The organism is Vibrio sp. 10N.286.49.E11 (assembly GCF_041469505.1).
GTDB classification, from domain to species: Bacteria; Pseudomonadota; Gammaproteobacteria; order Enterobacterales; family Vibrionaceae; genus Vibrio; species Vibrio crassostreae_C.
This window is the reverse complement of the sequence record NZ_JBFRKQ010000075.1, coordinates 11,324-26,186: the sequence shown is the minus strand read 5'-3', so window position 1 is coordinate 26,186 and position 14,863 is coordinate 11,324. Positions and strand designations below refer to the sequence as shown.

Genomic DNA, 14,863 nt, shown 5'->3' with positions numbered 1-14,863 from the left:
AATTCAAATACGCAACTCGTTGAAAGCATGTCGAAAAACCCGATTTTTCTAACAAAAGCGTTACTTATTACACAAACTATTCGCTTTAGCATGCCCAGAATGCTGTTTTATGAAATACTCCCCTATGAAGGAATCAGGTAAATATAGGGATAGTTATGCGTCACCTTTCTATAGCGCTCAAGATCAAGCTGGGTTATGCCATCTGCTTGCTCTTTTTCGTCATTTCAGGCCTTGTGAGTTACAAAGGTATTCAAACCTTGTCGAACGGCTTTAGCCAGTACAGTGAACTCAGCCACAAGGCGACATTGTCAGGCAACATTCAAGTGCACTTTCTTCAGATGCGTTTAGCTTCTGAACGTTACTTAGAGTCATTGGATGATCAATACGAAGCGAATTATCAATCGAGCAAACTTGCGATTGATGAACTGCTGAACAACTTAATCCAAACCACCACCAATACTGATAGCTTGTCGAGCCTGCAATTAGTGCAAGACAGCGTTGCAGCTTTTGATGCGGCTTATGGATCAATGAAACAGAGCCAACTGCTCATTGACCAGTTAGTGAACGTGGAGATGGTCACACGAGAAACTAACGCACTAAAAGCCGCGCAGAGCTTGTTGTATGAGTCTTACAACAACAACGATCCAAACGCGAGCTTATATGCGGGCATGTTGATGGAGAACTTCCTCGCCGCCAAGATCACTGTACTGAGTTACTCGAACAACAACGACCTCAAAACCTACGAAGCCGGTAAAGACATCTTTGAATATGCTCTGCCAGGTATCGAGGGCGATATTGAGTCTCTTAAATCATCTCCTTATCAAAGTGAATTGATTGAAGATTTCTCTAACCAACGGGAAGCGTACGCGAAGGGCTTTGAGCAAGTTCATCAACAGATGATTGAGAACACGCAAAGAACCGCTACCCTCGCCTCTATTGGTGACAGCTTAGCGATTTCGGTAGCTGATGCTCAGAGCATTCTAGAACAACAGAAACAAGCATTAACACCAGAACTGCAAGCCAGCGAAAAGCGCTCGATTCAAATCATCATATTGCTGACGGGTGTGGCTTTAGTTATTGGCATGACGAGCGCCGTGTTGGTGACTCGCTCTATTACTAAAGGCATCGCACAAGTTAAACAGATCACCAACGAGCTTTCTCAGGGCAACCTGAATGTGGAAGTGAACATTGAGAGCAAAAATGAGATTGGCGAACTGCTGACTAATATGGAGATCACCATTGAATCTCTGCGCGATATTGTTGGCCAAGTGAACCGTTCTAGCGTGCGTATTGGTGAGATGTCGGAGTCACTCAATCAAGTGACCAATAACAGCTCGACCAACGCAACACAATTGAATAGCGAGATGATAAATATCTCTTCTGCCGTTGATCAATTGGCTTCCAGCACATCAGAAATTGCTGCAAGTGCTAACCACGCGTCTCAAGTTGCTAACCAAGCAACCGAGAATGTGGCGATGGGACTCAAAGAAGTAGACAAAACACTGCATGAAATTGGCAGCGCCGATGAAAGCATGCAGGTCAGCAGCCAGAAAGTGACTGACCTACACAAAGAGTCGATGAACATTGGTGCCATTCTTGAAGTAATCAAAGGCGTTTCTGAGCAGACCAACCTGTTGGCATTGAATGCGGCTATTGAAGCTGCGCGCGCAGGTGAACAAGGTCGCGGATTTGCAGTAGTAGCCGATGAAGTAAGAACGCTCGCTAAACGTACCCAAGACTCTGCTAGCCAGATTGATGAGCTCATCACCTCACTACAACGTGGCGCTAAAGATGCGTTAGAGTCTATCAAAGAGAGCCACAGCACGGTTTCAGACGCTTCAACGCAGGCGCAGCAAGCTTCTCAGAATTTACATGTGATTAATCAACACATCCAAGACCTGAACCAAGCCAACAGCCAAATCGCAGTGTCAGTTGATGAGCAGGATCGTCTCACTAAATCACTCGGTGAGAACGCGCAAGGTGCAAACACCATCGCGCAAAGTAACCAAGAGTCAGTCAGCAGCATTTCTGGTGCCGCGAGTGACTTAACCGAGGTTGCTCATCATCTAGAGAGCCAAGTAAATCGATTTAGAACCTAGCCAGCTAGTCCATACACAGCTGGCACAGTTCCAAAGCAATAATAAAAAGCCCCCAGCACATAAGTGTCGGGGGCTTTTCTTTATCTAAAGAGATTTAAGTTAGGCTTGTGGCTTAGAGTTCGGTTAACCCTACTGAATCTTCAATCGTTGAATCAGAGTCTCTTCATCTAACTGGTACAACTCATCAAGCAAGTTCATTTGCAGGCTACCCGGGCCGCGTGAGTTTTCAGCTGCGATTTCACCAACCACACCTAATACCGCTGCTGCCGCCAAACCACTGTCATCACCAATAGCAGCAAATGCGCCCGTCAATGCTGTTAAAGTACAGCCCATGCCTGTCACATACGGCATCATTGGATGACCATTGTTTAACGTCACAACACTGTCTTTCGTGACAACGTAATCCGTCTCACCAGAAATCACCACATTTGCGCCATATTCAGCCACTAAGCATTGCGCTGCGCCTAATGCAGCATCACTGCTATCTAGTGCATCAACGCCTTTGCTCTGCGCTTGTTCGCCCGCTAACGCGATAATCTCAGACGCGTTACCACGAATGATCAACTTATCGGCTAAGCGTGCAATTTCACGAGAAGTCTCGGTACGCAACGTACTTGCCCCACAACCCACAGGGTCAAGAACCACAACCTTGTTGTTCGCGTTCGCTTGCTCAACAGCAAAACACATTCTTGGCGTCCAAACACTGTCGAGCGTGCCGATGTTAATCACCAAAGCACCAGAGAAAGACATCATCTCTGCCAGTTCTTGTTGCGAGTGCGCCATAATAGGCGAAGCGCCAATCGCCAATAACGCGTTGGCCGTGTTGTTCATCACTACATAGTTAGTGATGTTCACAACCAGTGGTTTTTGCTCTCGTACTGCGCGTAGCGATTGAATAATTTGTTCAGTAAGCATGGGTAAATCCTTATTCGTGAAAGTCGCTTTTAAGCCGCTGTTGAATCATCAAGAGCGTTCAGCCCTTGCTGCCAAAAAGCCACTTCCATACGCGTTGCGGTTTTGAAGATATGAACGATGTTCTGACCGCGTTCGCTGTTGATATCAATTTCAGCAAGCAATTGATTGAAGTATTCCGCGCCCGTTGCTACGCCAGACTGGAACTCTTCACTGCCATACAGTTGCAGCCAGCTTGCGTATGGGTTGCCTTCCAAAACAGTATCACTGCTTTCTAACAGCGCTTTACCAATCACGGCATAACCGATTGAACACGGAGCCAGTGCCGCATATAAGTCGACAAGATCACCCGTCATACCCGCATCTAGAACGTAGCGCGTGTAGGCAACAGTGCCGAAATCTTCAGGCTCGTTTTCTAAATCCGATTCGGTTAAACCCCACTGACCACAGTAAGTCACATGGTGAGAGATTTCAGAATCTAGCAACGCATGAACACTTGGCAGTGCACGACGCATATCAGCCAAGGTTTTAGCCTTGTAAATTGCCAATGCATAAGCGCGGGCATACTGCTTTAAAAACAGAAAATCTTGCTTCAAGTAATGCAGAAAACACGGCTGAGCGAGTGTGCCGTTTGCCAGCGTTTTAACAAAATCATGCTCGGTGTAGTCTTGCCAATCTTGTTGACAGGCTTGGATTAAGTCTTGGTATTTCATGAGATTCCTTAGTCAAAAGTCGGTACGTAGTCAGCGGCTTTCGGTAGTGATTTGATAATGCCTTTGTCAAACATGAACTGTGCGTAATCGTCGTAACGCTTCATATCTACAGCAGAAGGACGAAGTGCAAAACGAGTCAGCGTGTCGTTCCATGCGCGTTGGTTAAGCTCGCTATTCAACGTATCTGGTGAATACGCCACAAACTCACTCCATGACTCTTGGGGGTGGTTCACAATGTAAGTCGTTGCTTGTTCCAATGCTTTGTTGAACGCTTTGATCGCTTCATCATCGTGTTTCTTTGCGTTCGCAACAAAGATAAGCTCGTCGTAAGCGGGTACGCCGTGCTCTTCTGGGAAGAATGCTTTCGCTTTAAAACCTTCAAGTGCTAACTGGTTGGTTTCGAAGTTCCGTAAGCCACCCCAGATTGCGTCTACCTTGCCCGATGCCAATGAAGATGAAAGTGCCCAACCGACATTGATGGTTTGCACATCTGTAAATGCAACATTTTCTTGCGCTAACATAGTGCCGATAGTCGCTTCTTCGTTACCCGCAATCGCAATACCGATCTTCTTGCCTTTCAGATCCGCTAGCGAATCGTTCTTGCCGTTATCCAGTACCATTAGTGTGTTCAGTGGCGTCGCGATAAGGGTTGATGCACGAACTAAAGGAAGACCCGCTGCCACATCCATGGTTAAACTTGGTTGGTAAGTTACCGCTAAATCGACCTTACCTGCCGCGACCAATTTTGCTGGCGTGCTTGGGTCTGCTGGTTCTTGGATTTCAACCTCTAAGCCTTGGTCAGCAAAGTAACCACGCTCTTGAGCAATCACAATCGGGCCGTGGTTCGGGTTTACAAACCAATCCAACATCAATGTCAGTTTCTTTTGTTCAGAGTCCGCTAGAGCATGACCTGAAACTAACGAAGCAAGCAGTGCCACTGCACCTACCAATTTGGTATTTTTCATAGTTAACCTTTCCTTTTGAATATTATTATTGTGTTTATAGAGCTCATTTTTAACGAGCTATTGTTGAGATAAATAGCGTTGAGCGAAGCCTTATTAAACAAAGTGTTATTGAGCAAGCCATTACTGGTTCTCCCAAGGGATAGCTTTTTTGAGTAACTTGTCTATGATGAAGTAGAGCGAGATAGACAGCACCGCCAAGATGAACAAGGCAGCAAACATCTCATCAATGATCATGCGCGCGTTGGCCTGCAGCATTAAGTAACCCAGCCCCTCACTCGAACCAACCCACTCGCCGACAACCGCTCCAATTGGCGCAATCACCACAGCCACACGAATGCCAGACGCTAATGTTGGCAGCGCAGCAGGCAGTTGGATATAACGCAGCAATTGCCATTTCGATGCGCCCATCGTTTTGGCAAGATCGAGATAGCCTGTCGGAGTATTACGTAAGCCGTCGTAACAACAAGTGGTTACTGGGAAGAAGATAATGATCGCCGCCATCACCACTTTTGAGGCGATGCCGTAACCAAGCCACAGCATCAATACTGGCGCGATCGCAAATACAGGGATAGCTTGGCTGGCAATTAAGATAGGCAATAACCAACGTTTTAACGGATCAAACATCAACATCTGCAGAGCGAAAAATAGCCCCATAGACAATCCGAGTAACAAGCCAAGTAGGATCTCTTGCGCAGTCACCCATGTGTGTTTGAGTAACACATCGTAACGTTCAATCAGCTTTAAAAAGACTTCTGCTGGCGTGGGCAGAATGAAGCTCGGCATCTCGAAGATAACCACAACTAACTGCCATAAACCGAGAATCACAGCACTGCTGATAAGCAAACGAACAACAGGATTCATCTGACGAGGGCGTGTAGTGGCAGCCTGTCCGTTAGTTGAATGAGCTACAGCTCCACTTCGCGTTAGATCATTCATAATCACGCTCCAACTGATCTAAGATCGCTTGTTGCAACTCGGCACACTCACCATCGAGCACTCGTGGTGTTGATGTGAGAGGCACAGATAAAGACTGAGCATTCGCAGGTGTGCCTTGCAACACATACAAATTGTCCGCCAAACGCACCGCTTCTTGTGGGTCATGGGTGATCAACACAACGGTTTTATCTCTCAACAGCTCACACGCTAAGCTCTGTAGTTTGTGTCTCGTTACCGCATCCAGCGCAGAGAACGGCTCATCCATCAGCACCACTGGCTTGTCTTGCATTAAAGTTCGAGCCAAAGCGACACGTTGACGCATACCACCAGACAACTGATCCGGCGTAGTATCCGCGTAATCGGCCAAACCAACTGAAGCGAGTAACTCGAACGCTCGGTTCCTTTGCTCTGCGTTTTGATGCTTGTTCGTGGTGTTCTGGAAGCGATGGCTCAGGCATACATTGTCGATAACCGATAGCCATGGCAGTAACAAATCTTGCTGTGCCATGTATGCGATACGATCAGTTAGAGGCAGTTCATCAGACGTTGCCAATGTACCCTGCCACTCCACCTTGTCTTCCAACAAACCTGCCAAATAACACAATACCGTCGTTTTCCCACAACCACTGCGTCCAAGTAGCACTGTCCACTTACCTGCGCTTAAGTTAAGTGACAGCCCCGACAGGGTCGCGTGCTCGCTATCTCGGTAACGCAACGTCGCATTGCTAAGTTGAACGCCAACCGTATTAACGGACATTACCGTGCCCAGCGAAAAAGTGATTTACTGGGCCATGACCTTGACCGACTTTCAACTCGTCAGCATGGGCAATCGCGCGTGAAATGTATTGTTTACCCAGGTCTACAGCCTCTGGGAGCGTGTTGCCTTGAGCCAAGAAAGAAGCAATAGCAGAAGAGAGCGTGCAGCCCGTGCCATGAGTGTTTTTGGTAGGAAAACGCTTCGCGCTAATCACAGCAGATGCAGTTGGTAGAATCAGTAAGTCATTGCTGTTTTCATCTTTCTCTAGATGACCACCTTTTAGCAGAACGGCTTTAGCACCTAAAGCGCGCAGATCTTCAATCATGTCCTGCATTTCGGCTTCGCTTTCAGGTACCGGCTTGCCTGTTAACGCCGCGCCTTCAGGTAAGTTAGGGGTAATAATGTCGGCGAGCGGAATCAGCTCTTGTTTTAGCGTAGTGATAGCAGAGTTTTCTAGAAGAAGGTCGCCGCTTGTCGCGACCATTACAGGGTCAATTACCAAGTGTTTTGGTTGGTATTGTTTGATTTTGTCTGCAACGACTTTGATGATTTGCGAATCCGCCAACATACCAACTTTTACCGCCACGATATTCAGATCGGTGAACACCGCATCTAACTGGCTAGCAACATGCTCAAGTGGGATTGGAAAAATGGCTGATACGCCTTGGGTATTCTGAGAGGTAATCGCAGTAATCACCGAACAAGCGAAGCTACCCGTTGCAGACATGGCTTTAATATCCGCTTGAATACCTGCGCCGCCGCCACTGTCAGAACCAGCGATCGTCAATACAATCGGAGTGTTTGTTCGAATCGAACCATCAGCAGAGTGCTGCGAAACTGAGGCTTTTAGCGTTAAATCTTTTGAATTAGAACTGTGTGTCATTGTCGCTCCTACTATCTTACAAGACGTAGGAGAACGAACACCGATCGAAGGAGAAGTCGCAATAAACACATGAAAGTTTTCATGGGTGCAGACGCAGATCGAGTGCTTATAGTTCCCTACGCCAGTGTTAACTGAATCAGGTTCAACGGGTCTCGATTAACGATCTCAGCAAACACCAAATAAGGTATATGCCCCCCGACTATTGATAGCGATAGTAACAGCACTCTCACAACTGAGATACTGATTTTATTCAATTATAAGAATTACACATGAAAAAATTTCAATTAGGCAAAACAAAACAAATACTTATAACGTTCCTTTAGATGGCTTCGACTGTATAAACAAGCACAACACAATCAGAGACATACCTAACCAGCCTGTAAAAGGAATCAGCTCACCGACAACACAGACGGCAAGCACCGCTGCAACTACTGGTTCAAACAGAGTCAGCAAATTGGCGCTACTCGCGGTCACGTGGCGTAAACCAAAACTGAACGCGATATAGCCCAAGCATTGTGGGATTAACGTCAGATAACTGATGACTAATACGTTAATCTGCGAGGAAAACAGGTTCTCCCCCGTAAACCAGAGCGTTGGCAGCAACAGCATCGCACCCAGGCCAAAAATACTGCCCATCGCCGCTTGTGACTTAATCCCTTTGTCGATCAGTGCTTTGGTCGCCCAAGAATAAATGGCGTAACACAACCCAGCGAGCAAACCTAAAGCAATACCGAACAGCTTGAGATCATCACCGGATTCATTCGTCGATGAAGATTCTGAAAACACCAACAACCCAATACCCACCACACCAATCGCAAAGCTAGTGAGCCAACGTTTGTTGATATTATTCTTTTTGCTAATAAGACACTCTAACAGAGCAGAAAAGAAAGGTGCGGTAGCAATCGAAACCACTGTACCAATCGCCACGCCAGATAATTTCATTGAAGAATAGAAAGCTAAAGGATAGATCGCTAAAGCCAAAGCGCTCACCGTCAACAGCTTCTTGTTCTGCAAAAGCTTGTCGAAAGCGAATAGGATTTTTCGATACGCCAATCCCGCTTGCATTAGGCCACCGACGCCCATAGAGAAAGCACCAATCGCTAATGGGCTTAGATCAGGCGCAAAACTTGCGGCGGTGCCTGTCGTGCCCCATAAAATAGAAGCAAACAAGATGGCTAAAGTGCCCGTTTGGAATTCGTTAACGCGATTGATGGCAAGATTCATTTCTATTACCCAATTTTCAGTTCTGAAATAGATAATAGTGAACATATACTAAGTTGAGCTTGCCAAAAGGACGCTATTCTTGTTTTGGAAGACTCTCTTTCATCGAGCCCAAAAACGCCCTTGGAGACATGCCAAAGTGCTGAGAGAAGCGTCGACTGAATGCAGACAAGTCACTATAACCCACATTTTCTGCGACCAATTGAACGGGTAAATCGGTATGGCTAAGCAAGGCTTGAGCTTTCTCCATACGATAGCGAGTGATATACTTAAGCGCACTGATTCCAATGCACTCTTTAAAGCGCTTCTTAAATTGAGTGGGGCTCAAGCAAGCCGTTTCTGCAAGCTGAGAAATAGAGAGAGGCTGGGCGTAATTATCCGCAATGAGCCTTTGGACCGCTCGAATACGAGGGTCGATGCTCTTGCTGACTTTTTGTTGCTCTAATAACAGTGAAAACACATCCAAGATGGATGATTCAATGCCACTGTCCACTTGGTATTCCAACTGCTTTTCAACAAACAGCAAGAAGCTCATTAAGGGTGGCGTGATAGTAAACACCGAGAGCTCAGGCTCTAACAAGTGCTGCGGTAACTCTGCCATATCTGCGACAATAAACCGCGCTGCTTCATCCGCCTTAAACGCATGCGCTGTGGTTACCGGAATCACCACGCATTCGCCCACGGCCACCTTGCCGACATATCCCACCATTTCAATACTAATACTCCCTTGAATAGGCAGCACGAGTTGATGGTAGCCATCATGGGCATGAGTATTAAATTGCTTGGTGTAAGATCGAATGCTTAGGCTAGATTTCATGAGCAACGCCGGAATTCAGTTTATTGAAACATGAGTGTTAAAAAGAAATTACATGATTTAAGCGAGGGAGTCACATCGGACTAGTATTTTTGTCGTATCTCTTTCTAGCCTTTCTAAGTCGGATCAAAAAAGCCGTTTAAGTATTGATACTCAAACGGCTTTTTACTAGAGTCTAATTAGCGCTGCCAAGAACAGTTAGCCAAACCAGCTATCGCTCATGAGCTCAATCGCTATATCACACTCGGTTATTTTTGAAGTTGCTCTTTAGCGGCTTCAACCTTAGAAAAATCTAGGCCAAGCTCTTCAACTGCTTCTTTGATTAGCGCAGGGTTTTGCATTACCTGGCCCATCAGCATTTGAAGTTTATCTTGTGGTAAGCCAAGTTGGCTGATCGTCGCCATTGCTGCAAGAGGGTTCTCGGTCAACGTCTTGAATAGCTCGCTGATCTGCTCGTCGCTAATATTGTTCTCTTTCAACATTGCTAAAATCGGGTTCATTTTTTTGCCTTTGAAACACTAAATTAAGTAGGAGCACAGCATACCATCTAGCTGTGCTCGATTGTACTAGCAACTTATACTTTGCCTACTGTGAAGTAACCCTAAGCCTAGCGAGACTCTAATGGGTAAGAGCGGTAGCTCCACATACCATAGGTTCTAAGCGCATCTCGGTAGATACCTAGTAGCTCACCATCACTCGCCTTCTTAAGATCTGCGAGTGGCTTGTCTGGGTAAGAAACCGTATCAAAAGTAATGCCCTGAGGGCCGGTTTGCCAGCTAGCGATTTCAAACAGAGTTTGACCACGACGAACATGGCTTGCCGAGCTAATAATGGTCGCGTGCTTAATATCATGGCGAGCAAGTGCGTAGCTACTGAATAAGGCATTGCCTACCGTGCTGGTCGCGTAATTCTCTTCGATGATGCGATCTTTGCTTACCCCTTTCTCGATAAGCCAATCCGCCATTAACTTACCTTCAGTCTTGTGGTTCTTGGGCACGCCACCCGTTAACACGATCATCGCATCTGAGTTCGCCTTAGCCATCGCCAATGTTGTCTCAAGACGCTCAATCAAAATTTGATGCATAGAGCCGTCTGGATTAAGCGCATAGCCCAAAGTGACAATCGCGCCATGATGATCAAGCAAGCCTTTATCCGCAGACTCTTTCAACGGTGTTTCTAACACGCGGTCGACCGTAGCAAAAATGCGTTTGATGTCTTCTGCTTTACCTTTGTTCAGGCTTTCCAGTTTCTCCATGTGCTTATTGGATTCACTTTCATTGCCTTCAAATCGCTGCCAAACCGCAAGGTAAGCATGAAGGTCAACATCGTCTGGTGCAACCGTCAGCGCTTGCTCAAACAGCTCAATAGCGCGCTCTGCATTCTTGTTGTAGATCTGAGCGTTCGCTGCCGAGATAAGCAAATCAGTACGGTAAGGTTCTAGTTGGTAAGCTTCTAACAATCGGTTAGTCACAATTTCCATGTTGCTTGGCATTTTAGCCGTAAAGCCCGCGTGAGAAATTCTTGCCGGAGACTTAAACGCCTGCAACGCATCAAGAAGTAATTGGTCGACAACTTGTCGCTTAGTCACCAACTGCGCGTAATCCGCAGAAGCCTGTACTGCGCCGTCGTTAGCAGCAAAAGAATAAGGTGTTGCGCCAAAAGCCAGCATGCCACCAAGAGCGAGGGCGATAATGTTCTTTTTCATGAAAAGATCCTGTGTCGTTAAGTGTTCACATCAGATTTGCTCACCAATGTAAGTCCCTAAGATTAAAAAACCGTGAAGCACACCTTAATCTCTAACGTTTATATTCATTTGTTGCATAAGGTGTGGCAGCAGATCACGATTTTGAACTTACCAATAAGCCTGTGCATCCAGATAATTCTGGTTTGAACCAGTGCTCAACGTTTTTGTTGGAATATCTGACTGCGGATTTCATACGCCCTATCCCGCCAAAAACCACCCATCACAAATCCGAACTCCGCATAAAGCAACGAATCAAAAAAATCACTTTAAGCTCATTTTTTCAACAACTTAAAATCCAACACACTGAATCGCGCGATTTTACCCCTCGCTCAAATAACGAGGTCTTCAACACATAGAGTTGGAATGCGAGTCAGAAGATCTTCAAATAATTCAAAATCAACCATTGAACGATCGTTCAAGTGGTGCTTTAATAAATGACCAATACAAGGAGTTACCCCATGCTTAAGTTCTATTTTCACCAAACACCAAACCCAATGAAGATCGCTCTGTTTTTGGAAGAGACAGGCCTAGATTTTGAACTTGTTCCTGTCGATACCTTAAAGGGTGAGCAGCATTCACCGGAATATCGTTTGATCAATCCAAATGGCAAAACGCCTGCGATTGAAGACGAAGGACAACGTGTATTCGACTCTAACGCTATCCTGCTCTACCTATCTGAGAAAACAGGCAAGCTAGCCGGTCAGCCAGAAGACAGAGCTGAACTGTTATCTTGGATGATGTTTATCGCAAGCGGACTTGGCCCATACTCTGGCCAATCGGTACACTTCCGCCATGCTGCACCAGCAGGCTTAGACTACGCTGTGAACCGATACCTACGTGAAGCACAACGTCACTACGAAGTGTTAGAGAAGCATATGGAAGGTCGTGAATTTATCGTAGGAAATGAGTACACCATTGTCGATGTCGCTGCATGGGGTTGGATTGACAAAGCACCAGTCGTGCTTGGTGAAGAAGGCCTAGAACCTTACCCGAACTTGAAGCGTTGGTTTAACGCAATCAACACTCGCCCTGGTGCACTGCGTGCTCGCGAAATCGGCAAAGGCATTGAGTTTAAAACCGAACGTGATGAAGAAGCGAAACGAGCACTGTTTCCTTCGAATTATGCGAAGTAGAAAAATTGAAAGTTAACGCTCTACTGAGTAATAGCTAGAATTAAACATAACAAGTTGATACTTTTTGCGGATTGATGCGAAAGTTCAATATTCGTAATTATCCACTCCATAATAAGTGGCTCTTAGATCAACTAGACACTAGCCTCTACGAGAACTGGAGCCACAATTGTACTCTCTATCCTTTGTTCAACTTCGCTGTAAATATCAACATCTACATTTGGAACATTAAGTGAAACTAATAACGAGTATCTAGCTTTTGAGTCTGTTCTCTGTTGAGAGTTCCTCGTTTTCCACCAACCACTGGCTGGATAGATTGCAATTTTCCCTCGAGCAGCCAAATCCGCGGCACTACCACGCCAGATATCTTTGTGTATTGAGCCTCTGTGTCGCTGACTGACGCCTAGCATCCAATTCGAATCATTGTGAGAATCAGGCCTCTCACCGTCAGCCGCTGCGTTTATGCGTCTCATAAATTCAGAATCTGACTCATCTTGATGCTTAACATCGAACCTTAGTTGATGGCTAGCATAACTATACTTGCTTAATACATTCTTACTTGTTGGGTTAGGCTCTATAAAATAGGACAAAGTAATTGTTAGCTCAACGTCTGCCTCTCCAATTTTTTGAAGTTCTTCAATAGGCCAAGGCAAATCATGCAAATGCATGTCCTTAGTTTTTGGTTGCGCTCCTGTCGGCTTAACATAAGGTTGTAATTCATCCTCTACGACTAAAGATAATGAGTTACTTGCACTGTTTAATGCTCTAGTCAGATTAGGAACACCAAAACCTACCTTTCGAATTAACTTAGCCATGTTTGCTTTAGTAATCGAACGGTCTGTTCTCGTGGCCCCAATGAGAGAATACATTTTATCAGTCCAATCTGCAGAATGAACCATCAAAGCTCTGACTGTTTCAGGCCATAAGTTCTTATATTGAGATTGTATCTGAGCGGAAAATCTTGCTGCCAGCGCTGTCGCTGAACTAGTAGCATTTGTACACTGGAAGTGCCTTTGCGTGAAGTCTTTGTATGTTGTCAGCAATTGAAGATCTTGAAGGCCAGCACAACCTAACTCATCGCGACCAACATTACCGCCTTCAAATACGATCTCAGGTTTGATAGGTGAATTTCGTCGGTCCCACTCTAATGACGTCGTGCTATATGGAGATATGCCCCCCTTATCAGCTAATGGCGAGTACCCACTCGACTCTGTCAGTGTGTTCTTTTCAGTATATGCGCCAACAGTAATGGCATTCCACGCTTGAGCTGGGTCATGAATTTCCTGTCTATAGTTATAATCCGGATAATCCATAACAGATTCAATAGCGGCATTACCTGCACAGATCGTGAATAATCGAGGGGTAAGTCCTTCGCCAAGGTAGTCTACAGAAAGTGAATCTAGAGCACTTGACCAAGAAGAGGGACGTCCACGATTAGTTCCTTTCCCTGAAGACAAAGACATAGAAAATGTTCTGGATCTCTCGAAGTTGTTTAACTCAACAGTGGAGATAGCATTTGAAGTCACTAACCCAAGTGATTTCCCTGCATTATCACCATTTCGATTAAGCGTTTTAACAGATTCAAGTCTATGCTGCACCACATGGTTATCAGTCGATTCAAGAACTTTAGTAAGATCTCCCCACATAGCTAAACCAGCCATACTAGTACCATGACCGTTTTGATCTGTTGGATCGTTATCTTCCATGATAGTGAGTTGGTCACTTACAGTAGAAAAAGGGGCTAATAGCGGGTGTTGTACGTTTACACCTGTATCAATGATACAAATGTATGGTGAATCAGAATCACCAGGTTCACTAGGCTGTTCTAAACGTGATAGGGCATCTTCTGTCCATTCTACCTGCTCTGTACTGTTCATCGAATCAAAAAACTCAGCCGTTACCTGAGGAAAACGGATTTCAGATACGCGAGTCAATAAAGCTAGATTTTCTTCAAGCTGACTCTGACTAGCTTTTAGTTGAATGATTGTGTGTTCAGGGAACCTTAAGGTATCTTCCGATACTTCCAAATTTGCTTTTGCGGCTAACTTACGAAAATCTGAGATGATAGAACGATATACTTGTTCTGTATCACGAGCTTTTTTAGGAGTTGAAATCCAAAACTCCCACCAAACTTGCTGCTCTTTATCTTCTGGTAGTAGCTCTAAATCGTCTGACCACATTGAAGAAAAAGTTATTGGGCTAATAGACATTATTGAGTCAATCAACTTCTGATGATCATTCGGAGCACCATTGCGATTTGTTTTTCGGTTTACATATGCCTCTAACTTTTTTTCGTAGAAATCTAGCTTGCCATCTGGGACGTAAGCTGTAGCAACTAATGTTTTTTGCCCTTCATCTTGAATAGTTTTGACGTTGTGAAGCTCAATACCTTGTGGAGCGTTTGCTAGACTAGTCACGGCCATGTCTACATCGGGATGGCTGACGAATTCAACTTGTATACCAATACCTGTATCTAAACTGATATCAGATGTGGTTTCTTTTAGACTATCGAGACGACTTGCTACGCTTGCTAAGTCACCGCGAAGTTTCTGAGACTGTCTAGCTCTATCGAGTTGAGGAACGGTTGATGCACCACCGCCACCAGTCCTAGGTGAAGTAAAGTTATGAGCAATTGCTGACGAAGGTAAGAAAAAATGAGGCTTATTATAAGTGTTTGTTGCCATTTAGC

Annotated in this window: 12 protein-coding genes, 1 pseudogene and 1 riboswitch; of the genes and pseudogenes, 2 read left to right on the top strand and 11 right to left on the bottom strand. The window is 45.3% G+C overall.

What is annotated here, in order from left to right:
* Positions 1 to 155 precede the first annotated feature (155 nt).
* Positions 156 to 2,099 (top strand): methyl-accepting chemotaxis protein, encoded by a 1,944-nt coding sequence (locus AB4167_RS17840; protein ID WP_102428987.1) that lies wholly within the window; start codon positions 156 to 158, stop codon positions 2,097 to 2,099.
* Between the two features lie 129 nt (positions 2,100 to 2,228).
* Here the strand turns inward: AB4167_RS17840 and thiM are convergent, their stop codons facing one another.
* From thiM to AB4167_RS17790, 10 genes and pseudogenes are all read right to left on the bottom strand, one after another.
* Complete coding sequence (thiM, locus tag AB4167_RS17835) at positions 2,229 to 3,014, bottom strand: hydroxyethylthiazole kinase (RefSeq protein WP_136982617.1); 786 nt, start codon at positions 3,012 to 3,014, stop codon at positions 2,229 to 2,231.
* Between the two features lie 29 nt (positions 3,015 to 3,043).
* Complete coding sequence (tenA, locus tag AB4167_RS17830) at positions 3,044 to 3,724, bottom strand: thiaminase II (protein ID WP_017061912.1); 681 nt, start codon at positions 3,722 to 3,724, stop codon at positions 3,044 to 3,046.
* A gap of 8 nt (positions 3,725 to 3,732) precedes the next feature.
* Positions 3,733 to 4,689 (bottom strand): ABC transporter substrate-binding protein, encoded by a 957-nt coding sequence (locus AB4167_RS17825; RefSeq protein ID WP_372074291.1) that lies wholly within the window; start codon positions 4,687 to 4,689, stop codon positions 3,733 to 3,735.
* 120 nt (positions 4,690 to 4,809) lie between these two features.
* Positions 4,810 to 5,544 (bottom strand): annotated as a pseudogene (locus AB4167_RS17820) (ABC transporter permease); the annotation flags it as partial.
* A gap of 73 nt (positions 5,545 to 5,617) precedes the next feature.
* Positions 5,618 to 6,382, bottom strand: a complete 765-nt coding sequence (locus tag AB4167_RS17815) for an ABC transporter ATP-binding protein (RefSeq protein ID WP_372127540.1) — start codon at positions 6,380 to 6,382, stop codon at positions 5,618 to 5,620.
* The gene (gene thiD, locus AB4167_RS17810) at positions 6,372 to 7,265 is read right to left on the bottom strand and encodes a bifunctional hydroxymethylpyrimidine kinase/phosphomethylpyrimidine kinase (protein WP_170964257.1); all 894 of its coding nucleotides are present in this window, start codon (positions 7,263 to 7,265) and stop codon (positions 6,372 to 6,374) included. Before thiD ends, AB4167_RS17815 begins: the two co-directional genes overlap by 11 nt.
* Positions 7,266 to 7,361: 96 nt before the next feature.
* Positions 7,362 to 7,473, bottom strand: a riboswitch (TPP riboswitch).
* A 98-nt stretch (positions 7,474 to 7,571) separates the two neighbouring features.
* Entirely contained in the window at positions 7,572 to 8,489 is a 918-nt protein-coding gene (locus AB4167_RS17805; RefSeq protein WP_102394458.1) for a DMT family transporter, read from the bottom strand.
* A 73-nt stretch (positions 8,490 to 8,562) separates the two neighbouring features.
* Positions 8,563 to 9,303: a helix-turn-helix domain-containing protein gene (locus AB4167_RS17800; RefSeq protein ID WP_372136858.1), complete on the bottom strand. Its 741-nt coding sequence runs from the start codon at positions 9,301 to 9,303 to the stop codon at positions 8,563 to 8,565.
* A 245-nt stretch (positions 9,304 to 9,548) separates the two neighbouring features.
* Positions 9,549 to 9,800, bottom strand: a complete 252-nt coding sequence (locus AB4167_RS17795; protein WP_004731647.1) for a DUF2999 family protein — start codon at positions 9,798 to 9,800, stop codon at positions 9,549 to 9,551.
* Between the two features lie 107 nt (positions 9,801 to 9,907).
* Positions 9,908 to 11,005, bottom strand: a complete 1,098-nt coding sequence (locus AB4167_RS17790; protein WP_017061919.1) for a YdcF family protein — start codon at positions 11,003 to 11,005, stop codon at positions 9,908 to 9,910.
* A gap of 497 nt (positions 11,006 to 11,502) precedes the next feature.
* Here AB4167_RS17790 and AB4167_RS17785 point away from each other — a divergent pair, with 497 nt between their 5' ends.
* Positions 11,503 to 12,177 (top strand): glutathione S-transferase family protein, encoded by a 675-nt coding sequence (locus AB4167_RS17785; protein WP_372136857.1) that lies wholly within the window; start codon positions 11,503 to 11,505, stop codon positions 12,175 to 12,177.
* Positions 12,178 to 12,308: 131 nt separating this feature from the next.
* On the opposite strand, the gene AB4167_RS17780 is transcribed toward AB4167_RS17785, so the two are convergent.
* Complete coding sequence (locus tag AB4167_RS17780) at positions 12,309 to 14,858, bottom strand: S8 family peptidase (protein WP_372136856.1); 2,550 nt, start codon at positions 14,856 to 14,858, stop codon at positions 12,309 to 12,311.
* Positions 14,859 to 14,863: the final 5 nt, after the last annotated feature.

Excerpts from the sequence above, each read along its gene's own strand:
- AB4167_RS17840 (WP_102428987.1), top strand. The coding sequence starts at position 156 with ATGCGTCACCTTTCTATAGCGCTCAAGATCAAGCTGGGTTATGCCATC.
- thiM (WP_136982617.1), bottom strand. The coding sequence starts at position 3,014 with ATGCTTACTGAACAAATTATTCAATCGCTACGCGCAGTACGAGAGCAA.
- tenA (WP_017061912.1), bottom strand. The coding sequence starts at position 3,724 with ATGAAATACCAAGACTTAATCCAAGCCTGTCAACAAGATTGGCAAGAC.
- AB4167_RS17825 (WP_372074291.1), bottom strand. The coding sequence starts at position 4,689 with ATGAAAAATACCAAATTGGTAGGTGCAGTGGCACTGCTTGCTTCGTTA.
- AB4167_RS17815 (WP_372127540.1), bottom strand. The coding sequence starts at position 6,382 with ATGTCCGTTAATACGGTTGGCGTTCAACTTAGCAATGCGACGTTGCGT.
- thiD (WP_170964257.1), bottom strand. The coding sequence starts at position 7,265 with ATGACACACAGTTCTAATTCAAAAGATTTAACGCTAAAAGCCTCAGTT.
- AB4167_RS17805 (WP_102394458.1), bottom strand. The coding sequence starts at position 8,489 with ATGAATCTTGCCATCAATCGCGTTAACGAATTCCAAACGGGCACTTTA.
- AB4167_RS17800 (WP_372136858.1), bottom strand. The coding sequence starts at position 9,303 with ATGAAATCTAGCCTAAGCATTCGATCTTACACCAAGCAATTTAATACT.
- AB4167_RS17795 (WP_004731647.1), bottom strand. The coding sequence starts at position 9,800 with ATGAACCCGATTTTAGCAATGTTGAAAGAGAACAATATTAGCGACGAG.
- AB4167_RS17790 (WP_017061919.1), bottom strand. The coding sequence starts at position 11,005 with ATGAAAAAGAACATTATCGCCCTCGCTCTTGGTGGCATGCTGGCTTTT.
- AB4167_RS17785 (WP_372136857.1), top strand. The coding sequence starts at position 11,503 with ATGCTTAAGTTCTATTTTCACCAAACACCAAACCCAATGAAGATCGCT.
- AB4167_RS17780 (WP_372136856.1), bottom strand. The coding sequence starts at position 14,858 with ATGGCAACAAACACTTATAATAAGCCTCATTTTTTCTTACCTTCGTCA.